Source organism: Streptomyces sp. NBC_01334 (assembly GCF_035983595.1).
GTDB lineage: Bacteria > Actinomycetota > Actinomycetes > Streptomycetales > Streptomycetaceae > Streptomyces > Streptomyces coriariae.
Window position 1 is genome coordinate 5,837,483 of sequence record NZ_CP130718.1, and the last position, 19,831, is coordinate 5,857,313.

Genomic DNA, 19,831 nt, shown 5'->3' on the forward strand with positions numbered 1-19,831 from the left:
CCGGAGAAGTAGTGCCTACGATCCAGCAGCTGGTCCGGAAGGGCCGGCAGGACAAGGTCGAGAAGAACAAGACGCCCGCACTCGAGGGTTCGCCCCAGCGTCGCGGCGTCTGCACGCGTGTGTTCACGACCACCCCGAAGAAGCCGAACTCGGCCCTGCGTAAGGTCGCGCGTGTGCGTCTGACCAGCGGTATCGAGGTCACTGCTTACATTCCGGGTGAGGGACACAACCTGCAGGAGCACTCCATCGTGCTCGTGCGTGGTGGCCGTGTGAAGGACCTGCCCGGTGTTCGCTACAAGATCATCCGCGGTTCGCTTGACACCCAGGGTGTCAAGAACCGCAAGCAGGCCCGCAGCCGCTACGGCGCCAAGAAGGAGAAGTAAACAATGCCTCGTAAGGGCCCTGCCCCGAAGCGCCCGGTCATCATCGACCCGGTCTACGGTTCTCCTCTTGTCACGTCGCTCATCAACAAGGTGCTGCTGAACGGCAAGCGCTCCACCGCCGAGCGCATCGTCTACGGCGCCATGGAGGGCCTGCGCGAGAAGACCGGCAACGACCCGGTCATCACGCTGAAGCGCGCTCTCGAGAACATCAAGCCGACCATCGAGGTCAAGTCCCGCCGTGTCGGTGGCGCGACCTACCAGGTCCCGATCGAGGTCAAGCCGGGTCGCGCGAGCACCCTGGCGCTGCGCTGGCTCGTCGGTTACTCCCGCGCCCGTCGCGAGAAGACCATGACCGAGCGCCTCCTCAACGAGCTTCTCGACGCGTCCAACGGCCTCGGCGCCGCTGTGAAGAAGCGCGAGGACACCCACAAGATGGCCGAGTCCAACAAGGCCTTCGCGCACTACCGCTGGTAGTCGCTACCCACATCGAGACCGAGAGAAGACGAAAGCCTTATGGCTACCACTTCACTTGACCTGGCCAAGGTCCGCAACATCGGGATCATGGCCCACATCGACGCGGGCAAGACGACCACCACCGAGCGGATCCTGTTCTACACCGGCGTCTCCTACAAGATCGGTGAGGTCCACGACGGCGCCGCCACGATGGACTGGATGGAGCAGGAGCAGGAGCGTGGCATCACGATCACCTCTGCTGCCACCACCTGTCACTGGCCGCTTGCCGATGTCGACCACACCATCAACATCATCGACACCCCGGGCCACGTCGACTTCACCGTCGAGGTGGAGCGTTCGCTGCGCGTGCTCGACGGTGCCGTGACGGTGTTCGACGGCGTCGCGGGTGTCGAGCCCCAGTCCGAGACCGTTTGGCGTCAGGCGGACCGCTACGGCGTCCCGCGTATCTGCTTCGTCAACAAGCTCGACCGGACCGGTGCCGAGTTCCACCGCTGTGTCGACATGATCAGCAGCCGCCTCGGCGCGCAGCCGATCGTCATGCAGCTGCCGATCGGTGCCGAGGCCGACTTCAAGGGCGTCGTCGACCTGGTCACGATGAAGGCCTTCGTGTGGTCCGCCGAGGCGGAGAAGGGCGAGATGTACGACGTCGTCGACATCCCGGCCACCCACACCGAGGCTGCCGAGGAGTACCGCGGCAAGCTCGTCGAGACCGTCGCCGAGAACGACGACGAGATCATGGAGCTGTACCTGGAGGGCCAGGAGCCTTCCGTGGAGCAGCTGTACGCCGCGATCCGTCGCATCACCATCGCGTCCGGCAAGTCCAACGACACCACGGTCACCCCGGTGTTCTGTGGCACCGCGTTCAAGAACAAGGGCGTTCAGCCCCTGCTCGACGCGGTCGTGCGCTACCTCCCCTCCCCCCTGGACGTCGAGGCCATCGAGGGCCACGACGTCAAGGACCCGGAGGAGATCGTCAAGCGCAAGCCGTCCGACGACGAGCCGCTGTCGGCGCTGGCGTTCAAGATCATGAGCGACCCGCACCTCGGCAAGCTCACCTTCGTCCGGGTTTACTCGGGCCGCCTGGAGTCCGGCACCGCCGTGCTGAACTCCGTCAAGGGCAAGAAGGAGCGCATCGGCAAGATCTACCGCATGCACGCGAACAAGCGTGAGGAGATCGCGTCGGTCGGCGCCGGCGACATCGTCGCCGTCATGGGTCTGAAGCAGACCACGACCGGCGAGACGCTGTGCGACGACAAGCAGCCCGTGATCCTGGAGTCCATGGACTTCCCGGCTCCGGTCATCCAGGTCGCCATCGAGCCCAAGTCGAAGGGCGACCAGGAGAAGCTGGGCATCGCGATCCAGCGCCTGGCCGAAGAGGACCCGTCGTTCCAGGTCCACTCGGACGAGGAGACCGGCCAGACCATCATCGGTGGCATGGGCGAGCTGCACCTCGAGGTGCTGGTCGACCGTATGCGCCGTGAGTTCAAGGTCGAGGCCAACGTCGGCAAGCCGCAGGTCGCCTACCGCGAGACCATCCGCAAGGCGGTCGACCGGGTCGACTACACGCACAAGAAGCAGACTGGCGGTACCGGCCAGTTCGCGAAGGTGCAGATCGCGATCGAGCCGATCGAGGGCGGCGACGCCTCGTACGAGTTCGTGAACAAGGTGACCGGTGGTCGTATCCCGAAGGAGTACATCCCTTCGGTCGACGCCGGTGCGCAGGAGGCCATGCAGTTCGGCATCCTCGCCGGTTACGAGATGACCGGCGTGCGCGTGATCCTGCTCGACGGTGGCTACCACGAGGTGGACTCCTCCGAGCTCGCGTTCAAGATCGCCGGTTCGCAGGCCTTCAAGGAGGCCGCGCGCAAGGCCAGCCCCGTGCTGCTCGAGCCGATGATGGCCGTCGAGGTCACCACGCCCGAGGACTACATGGGCGAGGTCATCGGCGACATCAACTCCCGCCGTGGTCAGATCCAGGCCATGGAGGAGCGGGCCGGTGCCCGCGTCGTCAAGGGCCTGGTGCCCCTGTCGGAGATGTTCGGCTACGTCGGCGACCTCCGCAGCAAGACGTCGGGTCGCGCAAGCTACTCGATGCAGTTCGACTCCTACGCCGAGGTTCCGCGGAACGTCGCCGAGGAGATCATCGCGAAGGCCAAGGGCGAGTAACACACTCGGTTTACACGCCGTAGGCTTGACTCCGGAGCCTCAAGGGGCAAACAACCGCATCCCCGGATGTTTGCCCCCTGGACCCGGGCTTTCCAGCAAAGATCACCTGGCGCCGATGAAGCAAGGCGTTCCAGAACCACTCCCAGGAGGACCCCCGTGGCGAAGGCGAAGTTCGAGCGGACTAAGCCGCACGTCAACATCGGCACCATCGGTCACATCGACCACGGTAAGACGACCCTCACGGCCGCCATTACCAAGGTGCTGCACGACGCGTACCCCGACCTGAACGAGGCCTCGGCCTTCGACCAGATCGACAAGGCTCCCGAGGAGCGTCAGCGCGGTATCACGATCTCGATCGCGCACGTCGAGTACCAGACGGAGACGCGTCACTACGCGCACGTCGACTGCCCGGGTCACGCGGACTACATCAAGAACATGATCACCGGTGCCGCCCAGATGGACGGTGCGATCCTGGTCGTGGCCGCCACCGACGGCCCGATGCCGCAGACCAAGGAGCACGTGCTCCTGGCCCGCCAGGTCGGCGTTCCCTACATCGTCGTCGCCCTGAACAAGGCCGACATGGTGGACGACGAGGAGATCCTGGAGCTCGTCGAGCTCGAGGTCCGTGAGCTCCTCTCCGAGTACGAGTTCCCGGGCGACGACCTGCCGGTCGTCAAGGTCTCGGCGCTCAAGGCGCTCGAGGGCGACGCCGAGTGGGGTCAGTCGGTTCTCGACCTCATGGCTGCCGTCGACGAGGCGATCCCGACCCCCGAGCGTGACGTCGACAAGCCGTTCCTCATGCCCGTCGAGGACGTCTTCACGATCACCGGTCGCGGTACGGTCGTCACCGGCCGTATCGAGCGTGGTGTCCTGAAGGTCAACGAGACCGTTGACATCATCGGCATCAAGCAGGAGAAGACCACCACCACGGTCACCGGCATCGAGATGTTCCGCAAGCTGCTCGACGAGGGCCAGGCGGGCGAGAACGTCGGTCTGCTCCTCCGTGGCATCAAGCGCGAGGACGTCGAGCGCGGCCAGGTCATCATCAAGCCGGGTTCGGTCACGCCGCACACCGACTTCGAGGCCCAGGCCTACATCCTGTCCAAGGACGAGGGTGGCCGCCACACGCCGTTCTTCAACAACTACCGTCCGCAGTTCTACTTCCGTACGACGGACGTGACGGGCGTTGTGACCCTCCCCGAGGGCACCGAGATGGTGATGCCGGGTGACAACACCGAGATGAAGGTGGAGCTCATCCAGCCCATCGCCATGGAAGAGGGCCTGAAGTTCGCCATCCGTGAGGGTGGTCGCACGGTGGGCGCCGGCCAGGTCACCAAGATCACCAAGTAGTTCTTGCTGATCGATCTGGTAGCTCCAGCCTGAGCTGAGCACCTGAGAGGGCCCGTACGACTTCGGTCGTACGGGCCCTTTCGCGTGCTGTTGTCGCCTCAGTGGCTCAGTTCCGGTCGCCGGCCTTGTCGACGACGACGGTGGCGACACGGGTGGCCGTGCCGAGAACCGTCCCCTTCGCCACGAACGGTCCTCCGGAGGCCTTGCCTCCCACGTAGTAGCTCACTCCGGCCACCCAGCGGACACCGCGGTAGGCGAAGGTGTGCGGGTCGAGCATTACCTGCATGCTGTTGCGCTCCCAGGCGTAGTCACGGAAGTTGCCGTCGACACCGATCGCCAGGACCTCCCGTCCCGCGCCGTCGGTCGCCCTGACCGGCTCGGTCGCCCCCTCCAGGCCCGTGATGATCCGGTGGATCGTCCGAGCCTTGTCGGGAGGGACGGCGGAGGCTCCCGAGAGCACCTCGACCACCTCGTCGAAATCGCGCTGGGCCTGGGTCAGCCGCCAGGCGCTGGTGTTGCGGGTGGGGACGGACTTCCTGAGGATCGACCTCAGCGCGGCGTCGGGGTCGTCGGGCAAGGAGGCCAGCAGGGCGTCCGTTTCCCGGGGCGCGAGCATCGTCCTCGACGACGGTCTGCTGGGGTCGTCCCACACCGACACGTCGTCCGGATCGCCGGTGTTCTGGATCGGCGCGGCCGTGGACAGACCGTCGTAGCGGATCCAGCGGCTCGAGTCGATCGACGTCCTCGTCGCCGTGTTCGTCTTCGTGTCGCACGGTCGCTTTCCGACCGGTGACAGCTGGAGCCCGCCGGCCTCGCTGTACACGAAGGTACTCATGCCCACGTCGCAGACCATGTCCAACCGCACCTGGTGGAACACCCACGAGGTCGGCCGGGGGGTCGCCGTCGGAACCGGCTGCGTGGGTGTCCTGTCGTCCTCGTGGAGTGTCAGGGTGGAGAGGAGCGCCGCTGCCGTCACCGCCGCGACCGCTCCGGCCGCCTTGAGCTTCCATCCGGCCCTTCCGTGCCGGGGTCGTCCCTCGATCTCGTCCAGCAGCCGCCGACGGGCCGGGGCGAGCCGGGCGAGGTCGGGCACGGGGGCGTCGGCGCGCAGCTGCCGGACCGCTGTCATCTCGTCCATCGCCGGTTCAGCCATGGCCGATCACCTCCGGGGAGTCGCGTACGAACGTGGGGTCGACGTCACCGAGTGCGCGGCGGACCTTTCTGCGGGCCCGGTTGAGGCGCGACCGCACCGTGCCCACCGGGATGGACAGCGCCTCGGCGACCTCCTGATAGCCGAGGTCGGCCCAGGCCACCAGCAGCAGGACGTCCCGGTCGCCGCGCGAGAGACCGGCCAGCGCGCCCGCCAGGCGGCCCTGCGCGGCCTGCGCGGTGACCCGGCTGTCGCTGCGGTCGGTCCAGGAGTCGGCCACCGGGTCGCGGCCCGTGCGGGCCAGGGCCCTGAGCGCCCGCACCTCGGTACGGCGCTGTTTGCCGATCAGGTTGGCGGCGATTCCGTAGAGCCAGGGCCGTGCGCCGACGCGTGCGACGCCGTAGCGCCCCCGTGCTCGGAACGCGGCCAGGAAGGTCTCGGCGGTGATGTCCTCGGCCGCGTCCTCACCCAGCCGGCGGGCCGCGTACCGGTGGATCACCGCCGCGTGCCGGTGGTAGATCTCCCCGAACAGCTCGGGTCGGGTCAGGGAGTCGGCGATGACGGAGGCGTCCTCGTCATGTCTGCCAGGGGGCTGTTCACGCGGTCTCCGTGTCTGCCGTCGGTCGGATGCACCCGTTGTTACCCGCAGCCCTCGAACGGGTTCACGGTGACCGACCTCACGTCCGGGCGCGGAAAGGCCCGTACTCGACCGGGTGAGCGTTTGACCTACGTCACGTCCGGGGTATTGTCTCCGGCTCGATTGGCGGAGGCAGTGCCCCATATGGCAGACTGTCGGAGTTGCTCGGTCGAGTGTTGATGTTGCGCGCCTCCCGCCGGGAGGACCGAAAGCGAGTCCCACAGTACTCGTCGCCCTAACTGCCTGTTGGCAGCGCTGGGGCGGACGTACGGGAATCTTTCGGGAAGTGTCAATAGAGCGCCGACCAGGCACCCGGTGGACCTTTCGTCCCCGGCTTGCGGTTCCGGAAGGGCCGTGCTTTCCCAGCAGGGATGTTCGAACAAGGGGCATCTGTGTCGGCGAGAGCGCGACACACCCGACCGCGTGGGTCGGAGAAACGAAGTAAACGGACCATCTGGTTCCAGAGCGTTAGAAGAGACAGGACTACTGAGTAGCCATGGCGGGACAGAAGATCCGCATCCGGCTCAAGGCCTACGACCACGAGGTCATCGACTCCTCGGCGAAGAAGATCGTCGAGACGGTGACCCGCACTGGTGCGTCGGTCGCGGGCCCGGTGCCGCTGCCCACTGAGAAGAACGTGTACTGCGTCATCAAGTCGCCGCACAAGTACAAGGACTCGCGCGAGCACTTCGAGATGCGCACGCACAAGCGCCTGATCGACATTCTCGACCCGACTCCCAAGACCGTTGACTCTCTGATGCGACTCGACCTCCCGGCCGGTGTCGACATCGAGATCAAGCTTTAGGGGCCGGTGATCTGAAGAATGGCTAAGCAGATCAAGGGCATCCTGGGCGAGAAGCTCGGCATGACGCAGGTGTGGGACGAGAACAACCGTGTTGTTCCCGTCACCGTCGTCAAGGCCAGCCCCAACGTCGTGACCCAGGTCCGTACGAACGACAGTGACGGCTACGAGTCCGTCCAGATCGCCTTCGGCGAGATCGACCCGCGCAAGGTGAACAAGCCCCTCAAGGGTCACTTCGCCAAGGCCGACGTCACCCCCCGTCGCCACCTCGTCGAGATCCGCACCGCGGACGCCTCCGAGTACACGCTGGGCCAGGAGATCACCGCTGAGGTGTTCGAGGCCGGCGTGAAGGTCGACGTGACCGGCAAGAGCAAGGGCAAGGGCTTCGCCGGTGTCATGAAGCGTCACAACTTCAAGGGCCTCGGCGCCGGACACGGCACCCAGCGCAAGCACCGCTCGCCCGGTTCCATCGGTGGCTGCGCCACCCCGGGCCGCGTGTTCAAGGGCCTCCGCATGGCGGGTCGCATGGGCAACGAGCGTGTCACCACCCAGAACCTGACCGTCCACGCCGTTGACGCGGAGAAGGGTCTGCTGCTCATCAAGGGCGCTGTCCCCGGTCCGAACGGCGGCCTCGTCCTGGTCCGCACTGCGGCCAAGGGGGCCTGAGGTACCGATGAGCACTGTTGACATCCTTTCGCCTGCAGGCGAGAAGACCGGAAGCGTCGAGCTCCCCGCGGAGATCTTCGGCGTGGAGAAGATCAGCATCCCGCTGATCCACCAGGTCGTCGTCGCGCAGAACGCGGCTGCCCGCCAGGGCACGCACAAGACCAAGCGCCGCGGTGAAGTCCGCGGTGGCGGTAAGAAGCCTTACCGTCAGAAGGGCACCGGCCGCGCGCGCCAGGGCTCGACCCGCGCGCCGCAGTTCGCCGGCGGTGGCGTCGTCCACGGCCCGCAGCCGCGTGACTACTCGCAGCGGACCCCGAAGAAGATGAAGGCTGCCGCTCTGCGTCACGCCCTCACCGACCGGGCCCGCCACAACCGCATTCACGTCGTCACCGGCGTGATCGAGGGCGAGGCTCCCTCCACGAAGGCCGCTCGCACGCTGTTCGGCAAGATCTCGGAGCGCAAGAACCTGCTCCTGGTCGTCGACCGCGCCGACGAGGCCGCGTGGCTGTCCGCCCGCAACCTGCCCCAGGTGCACATCCTGGAGCCGGGCCAGCTGAACACGTACGACGTGATCGTCTCGGACGACGTGGTCTTCACCCAGGCCGCTCTCGAGTCCTTCGTCGCCGGCCCGCAGGCCAACGACACCGAAGGGAGTGACGCCTGATGGCTACGCGTCACCCGAGCATCGCCTCCAAGGCGGCCAAGGTCGCCAAGGCCGCGCGCGTCGCCAAGGCGAAGCGCCACGCCACCGAAGGCAAGAACACCGTCGTCACCGCGCCCAGCAAGGCGTTCACGGACCTCCGTGACGTGCTGCTGAAGCCGGTCGTGTCGGAGAAGAGCTACGCGCTCCTCGACGAGAACAAGTACACGTTCATCGTCGCCCCGAACGCCAACAAGACCCAGATCAAGCAGGCCGTCCAGGCGGTCTTCTCGGTCAAGGTCACCGGCGTCAACACGATCAACCGCATCGGCAAGCGCAAGCGCACGAAGACTGGTTTCGGTCAGCGTGCCGGCACGAAGCGCGCGATCGTGACCCTTGCCGAGGGCGACCGTATCGACATCTTCGGCGGTCCGACCGCCTGAGGGCGGTCCGGATCGTCCGATATCGGACGAGGACTGAATAATGGGAATCCGCAAGTACAAGCCGACTACGCCGGGCCGTCGTGGCTCCAGCGTCGCCGACTTCGTCGAGGTCACGCGGTCCACGCCGGAGAAGTCGCTGGTCCGCCCGCTGCACAGCAAGGGCGGCCGTAACAACGCCGGTCGTGTGACCGTTCGCCACCAGGGTGGCGGACACAAGCGCGCCTACCGAGTGATCGACTTCCGTCGTCACGACAAGGACGGCGTGCCGGCGAAGGTCGCGCACATCGAGTACGACCCCAACCGCACCGCGCGCATCGCGCTGCTGCACTATGCCGACGGCGAGAAGCGCTACATCCTCGCGCCGCGCAACCTGTCGCAGGGCGACCGCGTCGAGAACGGTCCCGGGGCCGACATCAAGCCGGGCAACAACCTGGCGCTCCGCAACATCCCGGTCGGTACCACGATCCACGCGATCGAGATCCGTCCCGGTGGCGGCGCCAAGTTCGCCCGCTCCGCCGGTGCCTCGGTGCAGCTGCTCGCGAAGGAGGGCACGATGGCCCACCTTCGTATGCCGTCCGGTGAGATCCGTCTGGTCGACCAGCGCTGCCGCGCCACGGTCGGCGAGGTCGGCAACGCCGAGCAGAGCAACATCAACTGGGGCAAGGCCGGCCGTAAGCGCTGGCTGGGCGTCCGCCCGACCGTTCGCGGTGTGGCGATGAACCCGGTTGACCACCCCCACGGTGGTGGTGAGGGCAAGACCTCCGGTGGTCGCCACCCGGTCAGCCCCTGGGGTCAGAAGGAGGGTCGTACTCGTTCGCCGAAGAAGGCTTCGAACAAGTACATCGTCCGCCGCCGCAAGACGAACAAGAAGCGCTAGGAGCGGGTTTAGATGCCGCGCAGTCTCAAGAAGGGGCCCTTCGTCGACGGACACCTCGTAAAGAAGGTGGACGCCCAGAACGAAGCCGGTTCCAAGAACGTCATCAAGACCTGGTCCCGTCGCTCGATGATCATCCCGGCCATGCTGGGTCACACGATCGCGGTGCACAACGGCAAGACCCACATTCCGGTGTTTGTCACCGAGTCGATGGTCGGCCACAAGCTCGGCGAGTTCTCGCCGACGCGCACCTTCCGGGGTCACGTCAAGGACGACCGGAAGTCGAAGCGCCGCTAACGCGGGGTGGAATGACCATGACAGACACTGGAAGGACAACCATGGAAGCCAGGGCCCAGGCGCGGTACATCCGCGTCACGCCCATGAAGGCCCGCCGGGTGGTGGACCTTATCCGTGGCATGGACGCCACGGAGGCTCAGGCGGTCCTGCGTTTCGCCCCGCAGGCCGCGAGCGTGCCGGTCGGCAAGGTGCTGGACAGCGCCATTGCCAACGCCGCGCACAACTACGACCACACTGACGCCGACAGCCTCTTCATTTCCGAGGCGTACGTCGACGAGGGTCCGACCCTGAAGCGGTTCCGTCCGCGTGCCCAGGGCCGTGCCTACCGGATCCGCAAGCGGACCAGCCACATCACCGTGGTCGTCAGCAGTAAGGAAGGAACCCGGTAATGGGCCAGAAGGTTAACCCGCATGGGTTCCGGCTCGGCATCACCACGGACTTCAAGTCCCGTTGGTACGCCGACAAGTCTTACAAGGAGTACGTCGGCGAGGACGTCGCCATCCGTCGGATGATGACGTCCGGCATGGAGCGCGCCGGTATCTCGAAGGTGGAGATCGAGCGCACCCGTGACCGGGTCCGCGTCGACATCCACACCGCGCGTCCGGGCATCGTCATCGGCCGCCGCGGCGCCGAGGCCGACCGTATTCGTGGCGACCTGGAGAAGCTGACCAAGAAGCAGGTCCAGCTGAACATCCTCGAGGTCAAGAACCCCGAGGTCGACGCTCAGCTGGTGGCTCAGGCCGTCGCCGAGCAGCTCTCCTCCCGCGTCTCCTTCCGTCGCGCCATGCGTAAGAGCATGCAGTCGGCGATGAAGGCGGGCGCCAAGGGCATCAAGATCCAGTGCGGTGGCCGCCTCGGTGGCGCCGAGATGTCCCGCTCGGAGTTCTACCGCGAGGGCCGTGTGCCCCTGCACACGCTCCGCGCGAACGTGGACTACGGCTTCTTCGAGGCCAAGACGACCTTCGGCCGCATCGGCGTGAAGGTCTGGATCTACAAGGGCGATGTCAAGAACATCGCCGAGGTCCGCGCCGAGAACGCTGCTGCCCGCGCCGGCAACCGCCCGGCCCGTGGCGGCGCTGACCGCCCGGCCCGTGGTGGCCGCGGTGGCGAGCGTGGCGGTCGCGGTCGCAAGCCGCAGCAGGCTCCCGCTGCCGAGGCCCCCAAGGCCGACGCTCCGGCTGCCGCTCCGGCTGAGAGCACCGGAACGGAGGCCTGACCGACATGCTGATCCCCCGTAGGGTCAAGCACCGCAAGCAGCACCACCCGAAGCGCCGTGGTCAGGCCAAGGGCGGTACGACGGTCTCGTTCGGCGAGTACGGCATTCAGGCCCTCACGCCGGCGTACGTGACCAACCGCCAGATCGAGGCGGCCCGTATCGCGATGACCCGCCACATCAAGCGTGGTGGCAAGGTCTGGATCAACATCTACCCGGACCGCCCGCTCACGAAGAAGCCTGCCGAGACCCGCATGGGTTCCGGTAAGGGTTCTCCCGAGTGGTGGATCGCGAACGTGCACCCGGGTCGGGTCATGTTCGAGCTGTCCTACCCCAACGAGAAGATCGCCCGTGAGGCCCTCACTCGCGCAGCCCACAAGCTGCCGATGAAGTGCCGGATCGTCAAGCGCGAGGCAGGTGAAGCGTGATGTCGGCCGGTACCAAGGCGTCCGAGCTGCGCGAACTGGGTGACGAGGAGCTTCTCAACAAGCTCCGCGAAGCCAAGGAAGAGCTGTTCAACCTCCGCTTCCAGGCGGCGACGGGTCAGCTCGAGAACCACGGTCGGCTGAAGGCCGTCCGCAAGGACATCGCGCGGATCTACACCCTGATGCGTGAGCGCGAGCTGGGCATCGAGACGGTGGAGAGCGCCTGATGAGCGAGAGCAACGTGACTGAGAACACCCCCGAGGCGCGCGGTTTCCGCAAGACCCGTGAGGGTCTGGTCGTCAGCGACAAGATGGACAAGACCGTCGTCGTCGCCGTCGAGGACCGTGTGAAGCACGCGCTGTACGGCAAGGTCATCCGCCGTACGAACAAGCTCAAGGCTCACGACGAGCAGAACGCCGCGGGCGTCGGCGACCGTGTCCTCCTCGCGGAGACCCGGCCGCTGTCCGCCACGAAGCGCTGGCGCGTCGTCGAGATCCTCGAGAAGGCCAAGTAGGTAGTTCCCGCAAGGGAATTCCAGTAAGTCGGCCTGCGGGGCATCCCTCGCAGGACAGTTCCGCCAGGCTCCGCAGGGGTCCTCTCACGAGGCCCCTGCGGGGAACCGGCAGACACACAGGAGATAGACGTGATCCAGCAGGAGTCGCGACTGCGCGTCGCCGACAACACTGGTGCGAAGGAAATCCTTTGCATCCGTGTGCTCGGTGGCTCCGGTCGCCGCTACGCGGGCATCGGCGACGTCATCGTCGCCACCGTCAAGGACGCGATCCCCGGCGGTAACGTGAAGAAGGGTGACGTCATCAAGGCGGTCATCGTTCGCACCGTCAAGGAGCGTCGCCGTCCGGACGGCTCGTACATCCGCTTCGACGAGAACGCCGCTGTCATTCTGAAGAACGACGGCGACCCTCGTGGCACCCGTATCTTCGGCCCGGTCGGCCGGGAGCTGCGCGAGAAGAAGTTCATGAAGATCATCTCGCTGGCTCCGGAGGTGCTGTAAGCATGAAGATCAAGAAGGGCGACCTGGTTCAGGTCATCACCGGTAAGGACAAGGGCAAGCAGGGCAAGGTCATCGCGGCCTTCCCCCGTGAGGACCGCGTCCTGGTCGAGGGTGTCAACCGGGTCAAGAAGCACACCAAGGCCGGCCCGACCGCAAAGGGTTCGCAGGCCGGCGGCATCGTCACGACCGAGGCGCCTGTCCACGTCTCCAACGTCCAGCTGGTCGTTGAGAAGGACGGCAACAAGGTCGTCACGCGTGTGGGTTACCGCTTCGACGACGAGGGCAACAAGATCCGCGTTGCCAAGCGGACGGGTGAGGACATCTGATGGCTACCACCACCACTCCGCGTCTCAAGACGAAGTACCGCGAGGAGATCGCGGGCAAGCTGCGTGAGGAGTTCTCCTACGAGAACGTCATGCAGATCCCCGGCCTCGTCAAGATCGTGGTCAACATGGGTGTCGGTGACGCCGCCCGTGACTCGAAGCTCATGGACGGTGCCGTCCGTGACCTGACCACCATCACCGGTCAGAAGCCGGCCATCACCAAGGCCCGCAAGTCCATCGCGCAGTTCAAGCTGCGTGAGGGTCAGCCGATCGGTGCCCACGTCACGCTTCGTGGCGACCGCATGTGGGAGTTCCTGGACCGCACCCTGTCGCTCGCGCTTCCGCGCATCCGCGACTTCCGTGGTCTGTCCCCCAAGCAGTTCGACGGCCGTGGCAACTACACCTTCGGTCTCACGGAGCAGGTCATGTTCCACGAGATCGACCAGGACAAGATCGACCGTGTCCGGGGTATGGACATCACCGTGGTCACCACGGCGACCAACGACGCTGAGGGCCGTGCGCTCCTTCGTCACCTCGGCTTCCCCTTCAAGGAGGCGTGAGCGAGATGGCGAAGAAGGCTCTGATCGCAAAGGCTGCTCGTAAGCCTAAGTTCGCTGTGCGGGCGTACAACCGCTGCCAGCGTTGCGGCCGTCCCCACTCCGTGTACCGCAAGTTCGGCCTCTGCCGTGTGTGCCTTCGTGAGATGGCTCACCGCGGCGAGCTGCCGGGCGTGACCAAGAGCTCCTGGTAAACCCCCTTTTTAGGGGTTCCAGAGGCTCTCGGTAAGCAATGGGCGTGTCAGGTGCCCACCTCTTCATGGCTTAGGCTTGGAGGGTTGGGCACCTGATGGTCGCCCGTACGACTTACTACGCCGTAGGTCCACCGCGCCGCACCCGCCCCGTCTCGGATCGGGGAGAGGGATGGCGCACCAGGAAACCCCGGCGAGAGAGGCCACAGGCCAATTCATGACCATGACTGATCCGATCGCAGACATGCTGACGCGTCTGCGGAACGCGAACTCGGCGTACCACGATTCCGTGACGATGCCGGCGTCCAAGATCAAGTCTCACATCGCGGAGATCCTCCAGCAGGAGGGCTTCATCACGGGCTGGAAGGTCGAGGACGCCGAGGTCGGCAAGGACCTCACCCTCGAGCTCAAGTTCGGCCCGAACCGCGAGCGCTCCATTGCGGGCATCAAGCGGATCTCCAAGCCCGGTCTCCGGGTTTACGCGAAGTCCACCTCCCTGCCCAAGGTGCTGGGCGGCCTCGGCGTGGCGATCATCTCCACGTCGCACGGTCTCCTCACCGACAAGCAGGCCGGCAAGAAGGGCGTAGGCGGAGAAGTTCTCGCCTACGTCTGGTAGCGGAAGGGAACGGAGGAAACAGCTATGTCGCGCATTGGCAAGCTCCCCATCACGGTTCCCGCCGGCGTGGACGTCACCATCGACGGCCAGACGGTTGCGGTCAAGGGCCCCAAGGGCTCGCTGACCCACACCGTCGCTGCGCCGATCGAGATCGCCAAGGGTGAGGACGGCGTTCTGAACGTCACCCGCCCCAACGACGAGCGTCAGAGCAAGGCCCTGCACGGCCTGTCCCGCACGCTGGTGGCGAACATGATCACCGGCGTGACCCAGGGTTACGTGAAGAAGCTCGAGATCAGTGGTGTCGGTTACCGCGTGACCGCGAAGGGCTCGAACCTCGAGTTCGCGCTCGGTTACAGCCACCCGATCACCGTCGAGGCCCCCGAGGGAATCTCCTTCAAGGTCGAGAACCCCACCCGGTTCTCGGTCGAGGGCATCGACAAGCAGAAGGTCGGCGAGGTTGCGGCCAACATCCGCAAGCTGCGCAAGCCCGACCCGTACAAGGCCAAGGGTGTCAAGTACGAGGGCGAAGTCATCCGCCGCAAGGTCGGAAAGGCGGGTAAGTAAGCCATGGCATACGGACAGAAGATCCTCAAGGGCGACGCTTACAAGCGTGCCGCGATCAAGCGTCGCCACATCCGGATCCGTAAGCACATCTCGGGTACGGCTGAGCGTCCGCGCCTGGTCGTGACACGCTCGAACCGCCACATCGTGGCTCAGGTCATCGACGACATCAAGGGTCACACCCTGGCGTCGGCGTCGACCCTGGACACGACGATCCGCGGCGGCGAGGGCGACAAGTCCGCGCAGGCCAAGTCGGTCGGCGCCCTGGTCGCCGAGCGCGCCAAGGCCGCCGGTGTCGAGGCTGTCGTATTCGACCGTGGTGGCAACCAGTACGCCGGGCGCATCGCCGCCCTGGCGGACGCCGCCCGCGAAGCCGGACTCAAGTTCTGAGTCGCCCGTCGCGCTAGCGACCTAGGTCGCTGCGTAGCTAGCGGAAAAAGAGAGAGGTAATCCAATGGCTGGACCCCAGCGCCGCGGAAGCGGTGCCGGTGGCGGCGAGCGGCGGGACCGGAAGGGCCGTGACGGCGGCGCTGCTGCCGCCGAGAAGACCGCGTACGTTGAGCGCGTCGTCGCGATCAACCGTGTCGCCAAGGTTGTGAAGGGTGGTCGTCGCTTCAGCTTCACTGCGCTCGTCGTAGTGGGCGATGGCGATGGCACCGTGGGTGTCGGTTACGGCAAGGCCAAGGAGGTGCCGGCCGCCATCGCCAAGGGTGTTGAGGAGGCCAAGAAGCACTTCTTCAAGGTCCCCCGTATCCAGGGCACCATCCCGCACCCGATCACGGGCGAGAAGGCCGCGGGCGTCGTCCTGCTCAAGCCTGCTTCCCCCGGTACCGGCGTTATCGCCGGTGGCCCGGTGCGTGCCGTGCTCGAGTGCGCCGGCGTTCACGACATCCTGTCGAAGTCGCTCGGCTCGTCGAACGCGATCAACATCGTGCACGCGACCGTGGAGGCCCTGAAGGGCCTGCAGCGTCCCGAGGAGATCGCGGCTCGCCGTGGTCTGCCCCTCGAGGACGTCGCTCCCGCGGCTCTGCTTCGTGCGCGTGCCGGGGCTGGTGCGTAATGGCTCGCCTCAAGATCACGCAGACGAAGTCGTACATCGGCAGCAAGCAGAACCACCGCGACACTCTGCGTTCGCTCGGGCTCAAGCGCCTGAACGACGTGGTCGTCAAGGAGGACCGCCCCGAGTTCCGCGGAATGGTGCACACCGTCCGCCACCTCGTGACGGTTGAGGAGGTCGACTGATCATGGCGGAGAGCAACCCGCTCAAGATCCACAACCTCCGTCCCGCCCCGGGCGCCAAGACCGCCAAGACCCGTGTCGGTCGTGGTGAGGCGTCGAAGGGTAAGACGGCCGGTCGTGGTACCAAGGGCACGAAGGCCCGTTACCAGGTTCCGGAGCGCTTCGAGGGTGGGCAGATGCCCCTCCACATGCGTCTTCCGAAGCTCAAGGGCTTCAAGAACCCGTTCAAGACCGAGTTCCAGGTCGTGAACCTCGACAAGCTGGCGGCGCTGTACCCCGAGGGTGGCGAGGTCACCGTCGAGGGCCTCGTCGCCAAGGGCGCCGTTCGCAAGAACAGCCTCGTCAAGGTCCTCGGCCAGGGCGAGATCTCCGTGGCGCTCCAGGTGACGGTCGACGCCGTCTCCGGGTCCGCCAAGGAGAAGATCACCGCCGCCGGCGGTACCGTCACCGAGCTCGTCTGAACATCACAGGCGTCTCGATGACTTGAGCGATCCCGACCGGGGATACCCCACATTTGGGGTATCCCCGGTTGGTCGTTCCTACGGCGGCACTCTCGCCGGTAAGGTGACCTGCGCTGCCCACTTTCACAAGATGCTTCCCATGGGGCACCTTGAGCGGCAGTCGACCGTTACACATGTCGTTGTCGTTGTCGTTGTTCTTATTGGACCCTCAAGACCGTCACCCTTGACGCAGATGCGCGGGGGTCGCAGGAGGCACCGTGCTCACCGCGTTCGCCCGGGCGTTCAGGACGCCCGACCTGCGCAAGAAGCTGCTCTTCACGCTCGCCATCATCGTGATCTACCGGCTCGGAACGCATATTCCGATTCCCGGTGTCGACTACACGTCCGTTCAGCGGTGTGTGGACGAGGCGTCCGGCAACCAGGGCCTCTTCGGTCTGGTGAACATGTTCAGCGGCGGCGCGCTGCTCCAGATCACCATCTTCGCGCTGGGCATCATGCCGTACATCACCGCGAGCATCATCCTTCAGCTGCTGACCGTGGTGATCCCGCGTCTGGAAGCCCTCAAGAAGGAGGGCCAGGCCGGCACCGCGAAGATCACGCAGTACACCCGCTACCTCACGGTGGCGCTCGCCATTCTTCAGGGCACCGGCCTGGTGGCCACCGCCCGCAGCGGCGCCCTGTTCTCCGGTTGCACGGTCGCCTCGAGCATCGTCCCGGACCGCGCGATCTTCACCACCATCGTCATGGTCATCTGCATGACCGCCGGTACGGCCATGGTCATGTGGCTCGGTGAGCTCATCACCGACCGCGGTATCGGCAACGGCATGTCGATCCTCATGTTCATCTCGATCGCCGCGACCTTCCCCTCGGCCCTGTGGGCCATCAAGAAGCAGGGCACGCTCGCGGGCGGCTGGATCGAGTTCGGCACCGTCATCCTGGTCGGCCTGGTCATGGTCGGTCTGGTGGTCTTCGTCGAGCAGGCCCAGCGCCGTATCCCCGTGCAGTACGCGAAGCGCATGATCGGCCGCCGGTCCTACGGCGGTACCTCGACGTACATCCCGCTGAAGGTGAACCAGGCCGGTGTGATCCCGGTCATCTTCGCCTCGTCGCTGCTCTACATCCCGGCTCTCGTCGCCCAGTTCTCCAGCGGAACGTCCACCTGGAAGACCTGGATCGAGACCAACCTGACCAAGGGTGACCACCCGATCTACATCAGCATGTACTTCCTGCTGATCGTTTTCTTCGCGTTCTTCTACGTGGCTATCTCCTTCAACCCCGAGGAAGTAGCCGACAACATGAAGAAGTATGGTGGCTTCATCCCGGGCATCCGGGCTGGCCGACCGACCGCTGAGTACCTCTCCTACGTACTCAACCGGATCACCTGGCCGGGTTCGCTGTATCTGGGTCTGATCGCTCTTGTACCGACGATGGCGTTGGTTGGCTTCGGGGCAAGCCAGAACTTCCCGTTCGGTGGTACCAGCATCCTGATCATCGTGGGTGTCGGTCTCGAGACGGTGAAGCAAATCGAGAGCCAGCTCCAGCAGCGCAATTACGAAGGGTTCCTCCGCTGATGCGTATCGTCCTCGTCGGGCCGCCGGGCGCCGGAAAGGGAACGCAGGCCACACGTCTGGCCGAGAAGCTCCGCGTTCCGCACATCTCCACGGGCGACCTGTTCCGCGCCAACATCAGCCAGCAGACGGAGCTCGGGAAACTCGCGAAGTCCTACATGGACGCCGGCAACCTTGTCCCCGACGAGGTCACCATCGCCATGGCCAAGGACCGCATGGAGCAGCCGGACGCCGAGCGCGGCTTCCTGCTGGACGGTTTCCCGCGCAACGTCTCGCAGGCCGAGGCGCTGGACGAGCTCCTCACCATCGAGGGCATCAAGCTGGACGCGGTACTGGACCTGGAGGCCCCGGAGGAGGAGGTCGTCAAGCGGATCGCCGGTCGGCGCATCTGCCGTAACGACTCCTCGCACGTCTTCCACGTGACGTACAAGAAGGCCGCCAAGGAAGGCGTCTGTGACGTCTGCGGCGGCGAGCTGTACCAGCGGGACGACGACTCCGAGGAGACGGTCCGCACGCGGCTCGAGGTCTACCACACGCAGACCGAGCCGATCATCGACTACTACAAGTCGCAGGGCCTGGTCGTGACGATCGAGGCCATGGGACCGGTGGAAGAGGTCACCGCCCGTGCGCTGGCCGCACTGAAGCGTGAGGGCGACGACCAGTAGTCGTCGCTCCCCGTACGGCCGTGGAGTCCTTCGGGACACCACGGCCGTACTGTTGTGTGCATACGTAACCCGACCGACCTGAGTGACGGAGAGCGCAGGCCCCCCATGGTGCAGATCAAGAGCCCCGAGCAGATCGCCAAGATGCGTGAGGCGGGGCTGGTCGTCGCCGCCATCCACGCGGCCACGCGCGAAGCGGCGGTGCCGGGGGCGACGACGAAGGACCTGGACGACGTCGCCCGCAAGGTCCTGGCGGAGAACGGCGCGAAGTCGAACTTCCTCGGCTACGGCGGCTTCCCCGCGACGATCTGCACCTCGGTGAACGACGTGGTGGTGCACGGCATCCCCTCCGACGAGGTCGTCCTCAAGGACGGCGACATCATCTCCATCGACTGCGGCGCGATCGTCGACGGCTGGCACGGTGACGCGGCGTACACGGCGTTCGTCGGCTCGGGGCACGCTCCGGAGCTGATCGAGCTCTCCCGGGTCACCGAGGAGTCGATGTGGGCCGGCATCGCCGCCATGAAGACGGGCGGCCGGCTCGTCGACGTCTCCCGCGCGATCGAGACGTACATCCGGCGTCAGCCGAAGCCGGGCGGCGGGCGCTACGGCATCGTCGAGGACTACGGCGGCCACGGCATCGGCACCGAGATGCACATGGACCCCCATCTGCTGAACTACGTCGACCGCAGGCGGGGCAAGGGGCCGAAGCTGGTCCCCGGCTTCTGCCTGGCCATCGAGCCGATGGTGTCCCTGGGCACCCCGCGGACCGAGGTGCTCGAGGACGACTGGACGGTCATCACGACCGACGGGACCTGGTCCTCGCACTGGGAGCACTCGGTGGCGTTGACGGAGGCGGGTCCGCTGGTGTTGACGGCTGTCGACGGTGGTAAGGCGAAGCTGGCGGAGCACGGGGTCGTGGCGGCGCCGGACCCCCTCGCCTGAGGTTCCCCTCCCGGGGCGCGCTGTGGGGTTTCTCGCCCCCGCCGCCCCCGTCCTTACCCGTCCCTGGGGGGCGCGCCCCCAGACCCCCCCTCTCGGCCTGGACGGCCTCGTCCTCGAACGCCGGACGGGCTGAAGGCACGTCGGGTCGGGCTGGGATGCCGGGTGGGGCCGGGGCT

The 19,831-nt window shown here is 66.0% G+C and carries 30 protein-coding genes; 28 read left to right on the top strand and 2 right to left on the bottom strand.

What is annotated here, in order from left to right; genetic code table 11:
• Positions 1 to 11 precede the first annotated feature (11 nt).
• The 4 genes from rpsL (at position 12) to tuf (ending at position 4,373) form a co-directional block, all read left to right on the top strand.
• Entirely contained in the window at positions 12 to 383 is a 372-nt protein-coding gene (gene rpsL / locus OG736_RS26285; RefSeq protein WP_003948652.1) for a 30S ribosomal protein S12, read from the top strand.
• Positions 384 to 386: 3 nt separating this feature from the next.
• Positions 387 to 857 (top strand): 30S ribosomal protein S7, encoded by a 471-nt coding sequence (gene rpsG, locus OG736_RS26290; protein WP_020132641.1) that lies wholly within the window; start codon positions 387 to 389, stop codon positions 855 to 857.
• 39 nt (positions 858 to 896) lie between these two features.
• The gene (gene fusA / locus OG736_RS26295) at positions 897 to 3,023 is read left to right on the top strand and encodes an elongation factor G (protein ID WP_020132640.1); all 2,127 of its coding nucleotides are present in this window, start codon (positions 897 to 899) and stop codon (positions 3,021 to 3,023) included.
• Between the two features lie 156 nt (positions 3,024 to 3,179).
• On the top strand, positions 3,180 to 4,373 hold the full coding sequence (gene tuf / locus OG736_RS26300) for an elongation factor Tu (RefSeq protein WP_020132639.1): 1,194 nt from the start codon (positions 3,180 to 3,182) through the stop codon (positions 4,371 to 4,373).
• Between the two features lie 106 nt (positions 4,374 to 4,479).
• On the opposite strand, the gene OG736_RS26305 is transcribed toward tuf, so the two are convergent.
• Positions 4,480 to 5,526, bottom strand: coding sequence for a hypothetical protein (locus tag OG736_RS26305; RefSeq protein WP_327184611.1), 1,047 nt, complete (start codon positions 5,524 to 5,526; stop codon positions 4,480 to 4,482).
• On the bottom strand, positions 5,519 to 6,082 hold the full coding sequence (locus tag OG736_RS26310; RefSeq protein WP_327187716.1) for an RNA polymerase sigma factor: 564 nt from the start codon (positions 6,080 to 6,082) through the stop codon (positions 5,519 to 5,521). Before OG736_RS26310 ends, OG736_RS26305 begins: the two co-directional genes overlap by 8 nt.
• Before the next feature lie 574 nt (positions 6,083 to 6,656).
• On the opposite strand from OG736_RS26310, the gene rpsJ reads away from it, so the two are divergent.
• The 24 genes from rpsJ to map all read left to right on the top strand — a co-directional run bounded on the left by rpsJ (position 6,657) and on the right by map (position 19,655).
• Entirely contained in the window at positions 6,657 to 6,965 is a 309-nt protein-coding gene (rpsJ, locus tag OG736_RS26315; protein WP_003948644.1) for a 30S ribosomal protein S10, read from the top strand.
• Between the two features lie 18 nt (positions 6,966 to 6,983).
• On the top strand, positions 6,984 to 7,628 hold the full coding sequence (rplC, locus tag OG736_RS26320; RefSeq protein WP_020132636.1) for a 50S ribosomal protein L3: 645 nt from the start codon (positions 6,984 to 6,986) through the stop codon (positions 7,626 to 7,628).
• Between the two features lie 7 nt (positions 7,629 to 7,635).
• Positions 7,636 to 8,292 (top strand): 50S ribosomal protein L4, encoded by a 657-nt coding sequence (gene rplD / locus OG736_RS26325; protein WP_020132635.1) that lies wholly within the window; start codon positions 7,636 to 7,638, stop codon positions 8,290 to 8,292.
• Positions 8,292 to 8,711, top strand: a complete 420-nt coding sequence (rplW, locus tag OG736_RS26330; protein ID WP_020132634.1) for a 50S ribosomal protein L23 — start codon at positions 8,292 to 8,294, stop codon at positions 8,709 to 8,711. The genes rplD and rplW overlap by 1 nt, the downstream gene beginning before the upstream one ends.
• 40 nt (positions 8,712 to 8,751) lie before the next feature.
• Positions 8,752 to 9,588, top strand: coding sequence for a 50S ribosomal protein L2 (gene rplB / locus OG736_RS26335; protein ID WP_020132633.1), 837 nt, complete (start codon positions 8,752 to 8,754; stop codon positions 9,586 to 9,588).
• Positions 9,589 to 9,600: 12 nt separating this feature from the next.
• On the top strand, positions 9,601 to 9,882 hold the full coding sequence (gene rpsS / locus OG736_RS26340) for a 30S ribosomal protein S19 (RefSeq protein ID WP_020132632.1): 282 nt from the start codon (positions 9,601 to 9,603) through the stop codon (positions 9,880 to 9,882).
• A 41-nt stretch (positions 9,883 to 9,923) separates the two neighbouring features.
• The gene (rplV, locus tag OG736_RS26345) at positions 9,924 to 10,271 is read left to right on the top strand and encodes a 50S ribosomal protein L22 (protein ID WP_003974262.1); all 348 of its coding nucleotides are present in this window, start codon (positions 9,924 to 9,926) and stop codon (positions 10,269 to 10,271) included.
• Positions 10,271 to 11,098: a 30S ribosomal protein S3 gene (gene rpsC / locus OG736_RS26350; protein ID WP_020132630.1), complete on the top strand. Its 828-nt coding sequence runs from the start codon at positions 10,271 to 10,273 to the stop codon at positions 11,096 to 11,098. The genes rplV and rpsC overlap by 1 nt, the downstream gene beginning before the upstream one ends.
• Before the next feature lie 5 nt (positions 11,099 to 11,103).
• Positions 11,104 to 11,523 carry a 50S ribosomal protein L16 gene (gene rplP, locus OG736_RS26355; RefSeq protein ID WP_006140905.1) on the top strand — a complete coding sequence of 140 codons (420 nt, stop codon included), beginning with the start codon at positions 11,104 to 11,106 and terminating at the stop codon, positions 11,521 to 11,523.
• Positions 11,523 to 11,747: a 50S ribosomal protein L29 gene (gene rpmC, locus OG736_RS26360; protein WP_005481220.1), complete on the top strand. Its 225-nt coding sequence runs from the start codon at positions 11,523 to 11,525 to the stop codon at positions 11,745 to 11,747. The genes rplP and rpmC overlap by 1 nt, the downstream gene beginning before the upstream one ends.
• The gene (gene rpsQ / locus OG736_RS26365; protein ID WP_020132629.1) at positions 11,747 to 12,034 is read left to right on the top strand and encodes a 30S ribosomal protein S17; all 288 of its coding nucleotides are present in this window, start codon (positions 11,747 to 11,749) and stop codon (positions 12,032 to 12,034) included. Before rpmC ends, rpsQ begins: the two co-directional genes overlap by 1 nt.
• A 129-nt stretch (positions 12,035 to 12,163) precedes the next feature.
• Complete coding sequence (gene rplN / locus OG736_RS26370; RefSeq protein ID WP_003992364.1) at positions 12,164 to 12,532, top strand: 50S ribosomal protein L14; 369 nt, start codon at positions 12,164 to 12,166, stop codon at positions 12,530 to 12,532.
• A gap of 2 nt (positions 12,533 to 12,534) precedes the next feature.
• On the top strand, positions 12,535 to 12,858 hold the full coding sequence (rplX, locus tag OG736_RS26375; protein WP_006376030.1) for a 50S ribosomal protein L24: 324 nt from the start codon (positions 12,535 to 12,537) through the stop codon (positions 12,856 to 12,858).
• On the top strand, positions 12,858 to 13,415 hold the full coding sequence (gene rplE, locus OG736_RS26380) for a 50S ribosomal protein L5 (RefSeq protein WP_020132628.1): 558 nt from the start codon (positions 12,858 to 12,860) through the stop codon (positions 13,413 to 13,415). The genes rplX and rplE overlap by 1 nt, the downstream gene beginning before the upstream one ends.
• 5 nt (positions 13,416 to 13,420) lie before the next feature.
• Positions 13,421 to 13,606, top strand: a complete 186-nt coding sequence (locus tag OG736_RS26385) for a type Z 30S ribosomal protein S14 (RefSeq protein WP_030890724.1) — start codon at positions 13,421 to 13,423, stop codon at positions 13,604 to 13,606.
• Positions 13,607 to 13,820: 214 nt separating this feature from the next.
• A complete protein-coding gene (gene rpsH, locus OG736_RS26390) occupies positions 13,821 to 14,219 on the top strand; it encodes a 30S ribosomal protein S8 (RefSeq protein WP_028807312.1) in 399 nt (132 codons plus the stop codon).
• Between the two features lie 24 nt (positions 14,220 to 14,243).
• The gene (rplF, locus tag OG736_RS26395) at positions 14,244 to 14,783 is read left to right on the top strand and encodes a 50S ribosomal protein L6 (RefSeq protein WP_327184612.1); all 540 of its coding nucleotides are present in this window, start codon (positions 14,244 to 14,246) and stop codon (positions 14,781 to 14,783) included.
• Between the two features lie 3 nt (positions 14,784 to 14,786).
• Entirely contained in the window at positions 14,787 to 15,170 is a 384-nt protein-coding gene (rplR, locus tag OG736_RS26400) for a 50S ribosomal protein L18 (protein WP_020132625.1), read from the top strand.
• Between the two features lie 64 nt (positions 15,171 to 15,234).
• Positions 15,235 to 15,840 (top strand): 30S ribosomal protein S5, encoded by a 606-nt coding sequence (gene rpsE, locus OG736_RS26405; protein ID WP_020132624.1) that lies wholly within the window; start codon positions 15,235 to 15,237, stop codon positions 15,838 to 15,840.
• Positions 15,840 to 16,022, top strand: coding sequence for a 50S ribosomal protein L30 (gene rpmD / locus OG736_RS26410; protein ID WP_005313525.1), 183 nt, complete (start codon positions 15,840 to 15,842; stop codon positions 16,020 to 16,022). The genes rpsE and rpmD overlap by 1 nt, the downstream gene beginning before the upstream one ends.
• 2 nt (positions 16,023 to 16,024) lie before the next feature.
• The gene (rplO, locus tag OG736_RS26415) at positions 16,025 to 16,480 is read left to right on the top strand and encodes a 50S ribosomal protein L15 (protein WP_327184613.1); all 456 of its coding nucleotides are present in this window, start codon (positions 16,025 to 16,027) and stop codon (positions 16,478 to 16,480) included.
• Between the two features lie 257 nt (positions 16,481 to 16,737).
• Positions 16,738 to 18,051 carry a preprotein translocase subunit SecY gene (gene secY / locus OG736_RS26420; protein ID WP_020132622.1) on the top strand — a complete coding sequence of 438 codons (1,314 nt, stop codon included), beginning with the start codon at positions 16,738 to 16,740 and terminating at the stop codon, positions 18,049 to 18,051.
• On the top strand, positions 18,051 to 18,713 hold the full coding sequence (locus OG736_RS26425; protein ID WP_171398931.1) for an adenylate kinase: 663 nt from the start codon (positions 18,051 to 18,053) through the stop codon (positions 18,711 to 18,713). The genes secY and OG736_RS26425 overlap by 1 nt, the downstream gene beginning before the upstream one ends.
• Positions 18,714 to 18,818: 105 nt before the next feature.
• A complete protein-coding gene (gene map / locus OG736_RS26430; protein ID WP_310432201.1) occupies positions 18,819 to 19,655 on the top strand; it encodes a type I methionyl aminopeptidase in 837 nt (278 codons plus the stop codon).
• Positions 19,656 to 19,831: the final 176 nt, after the last annotated feature.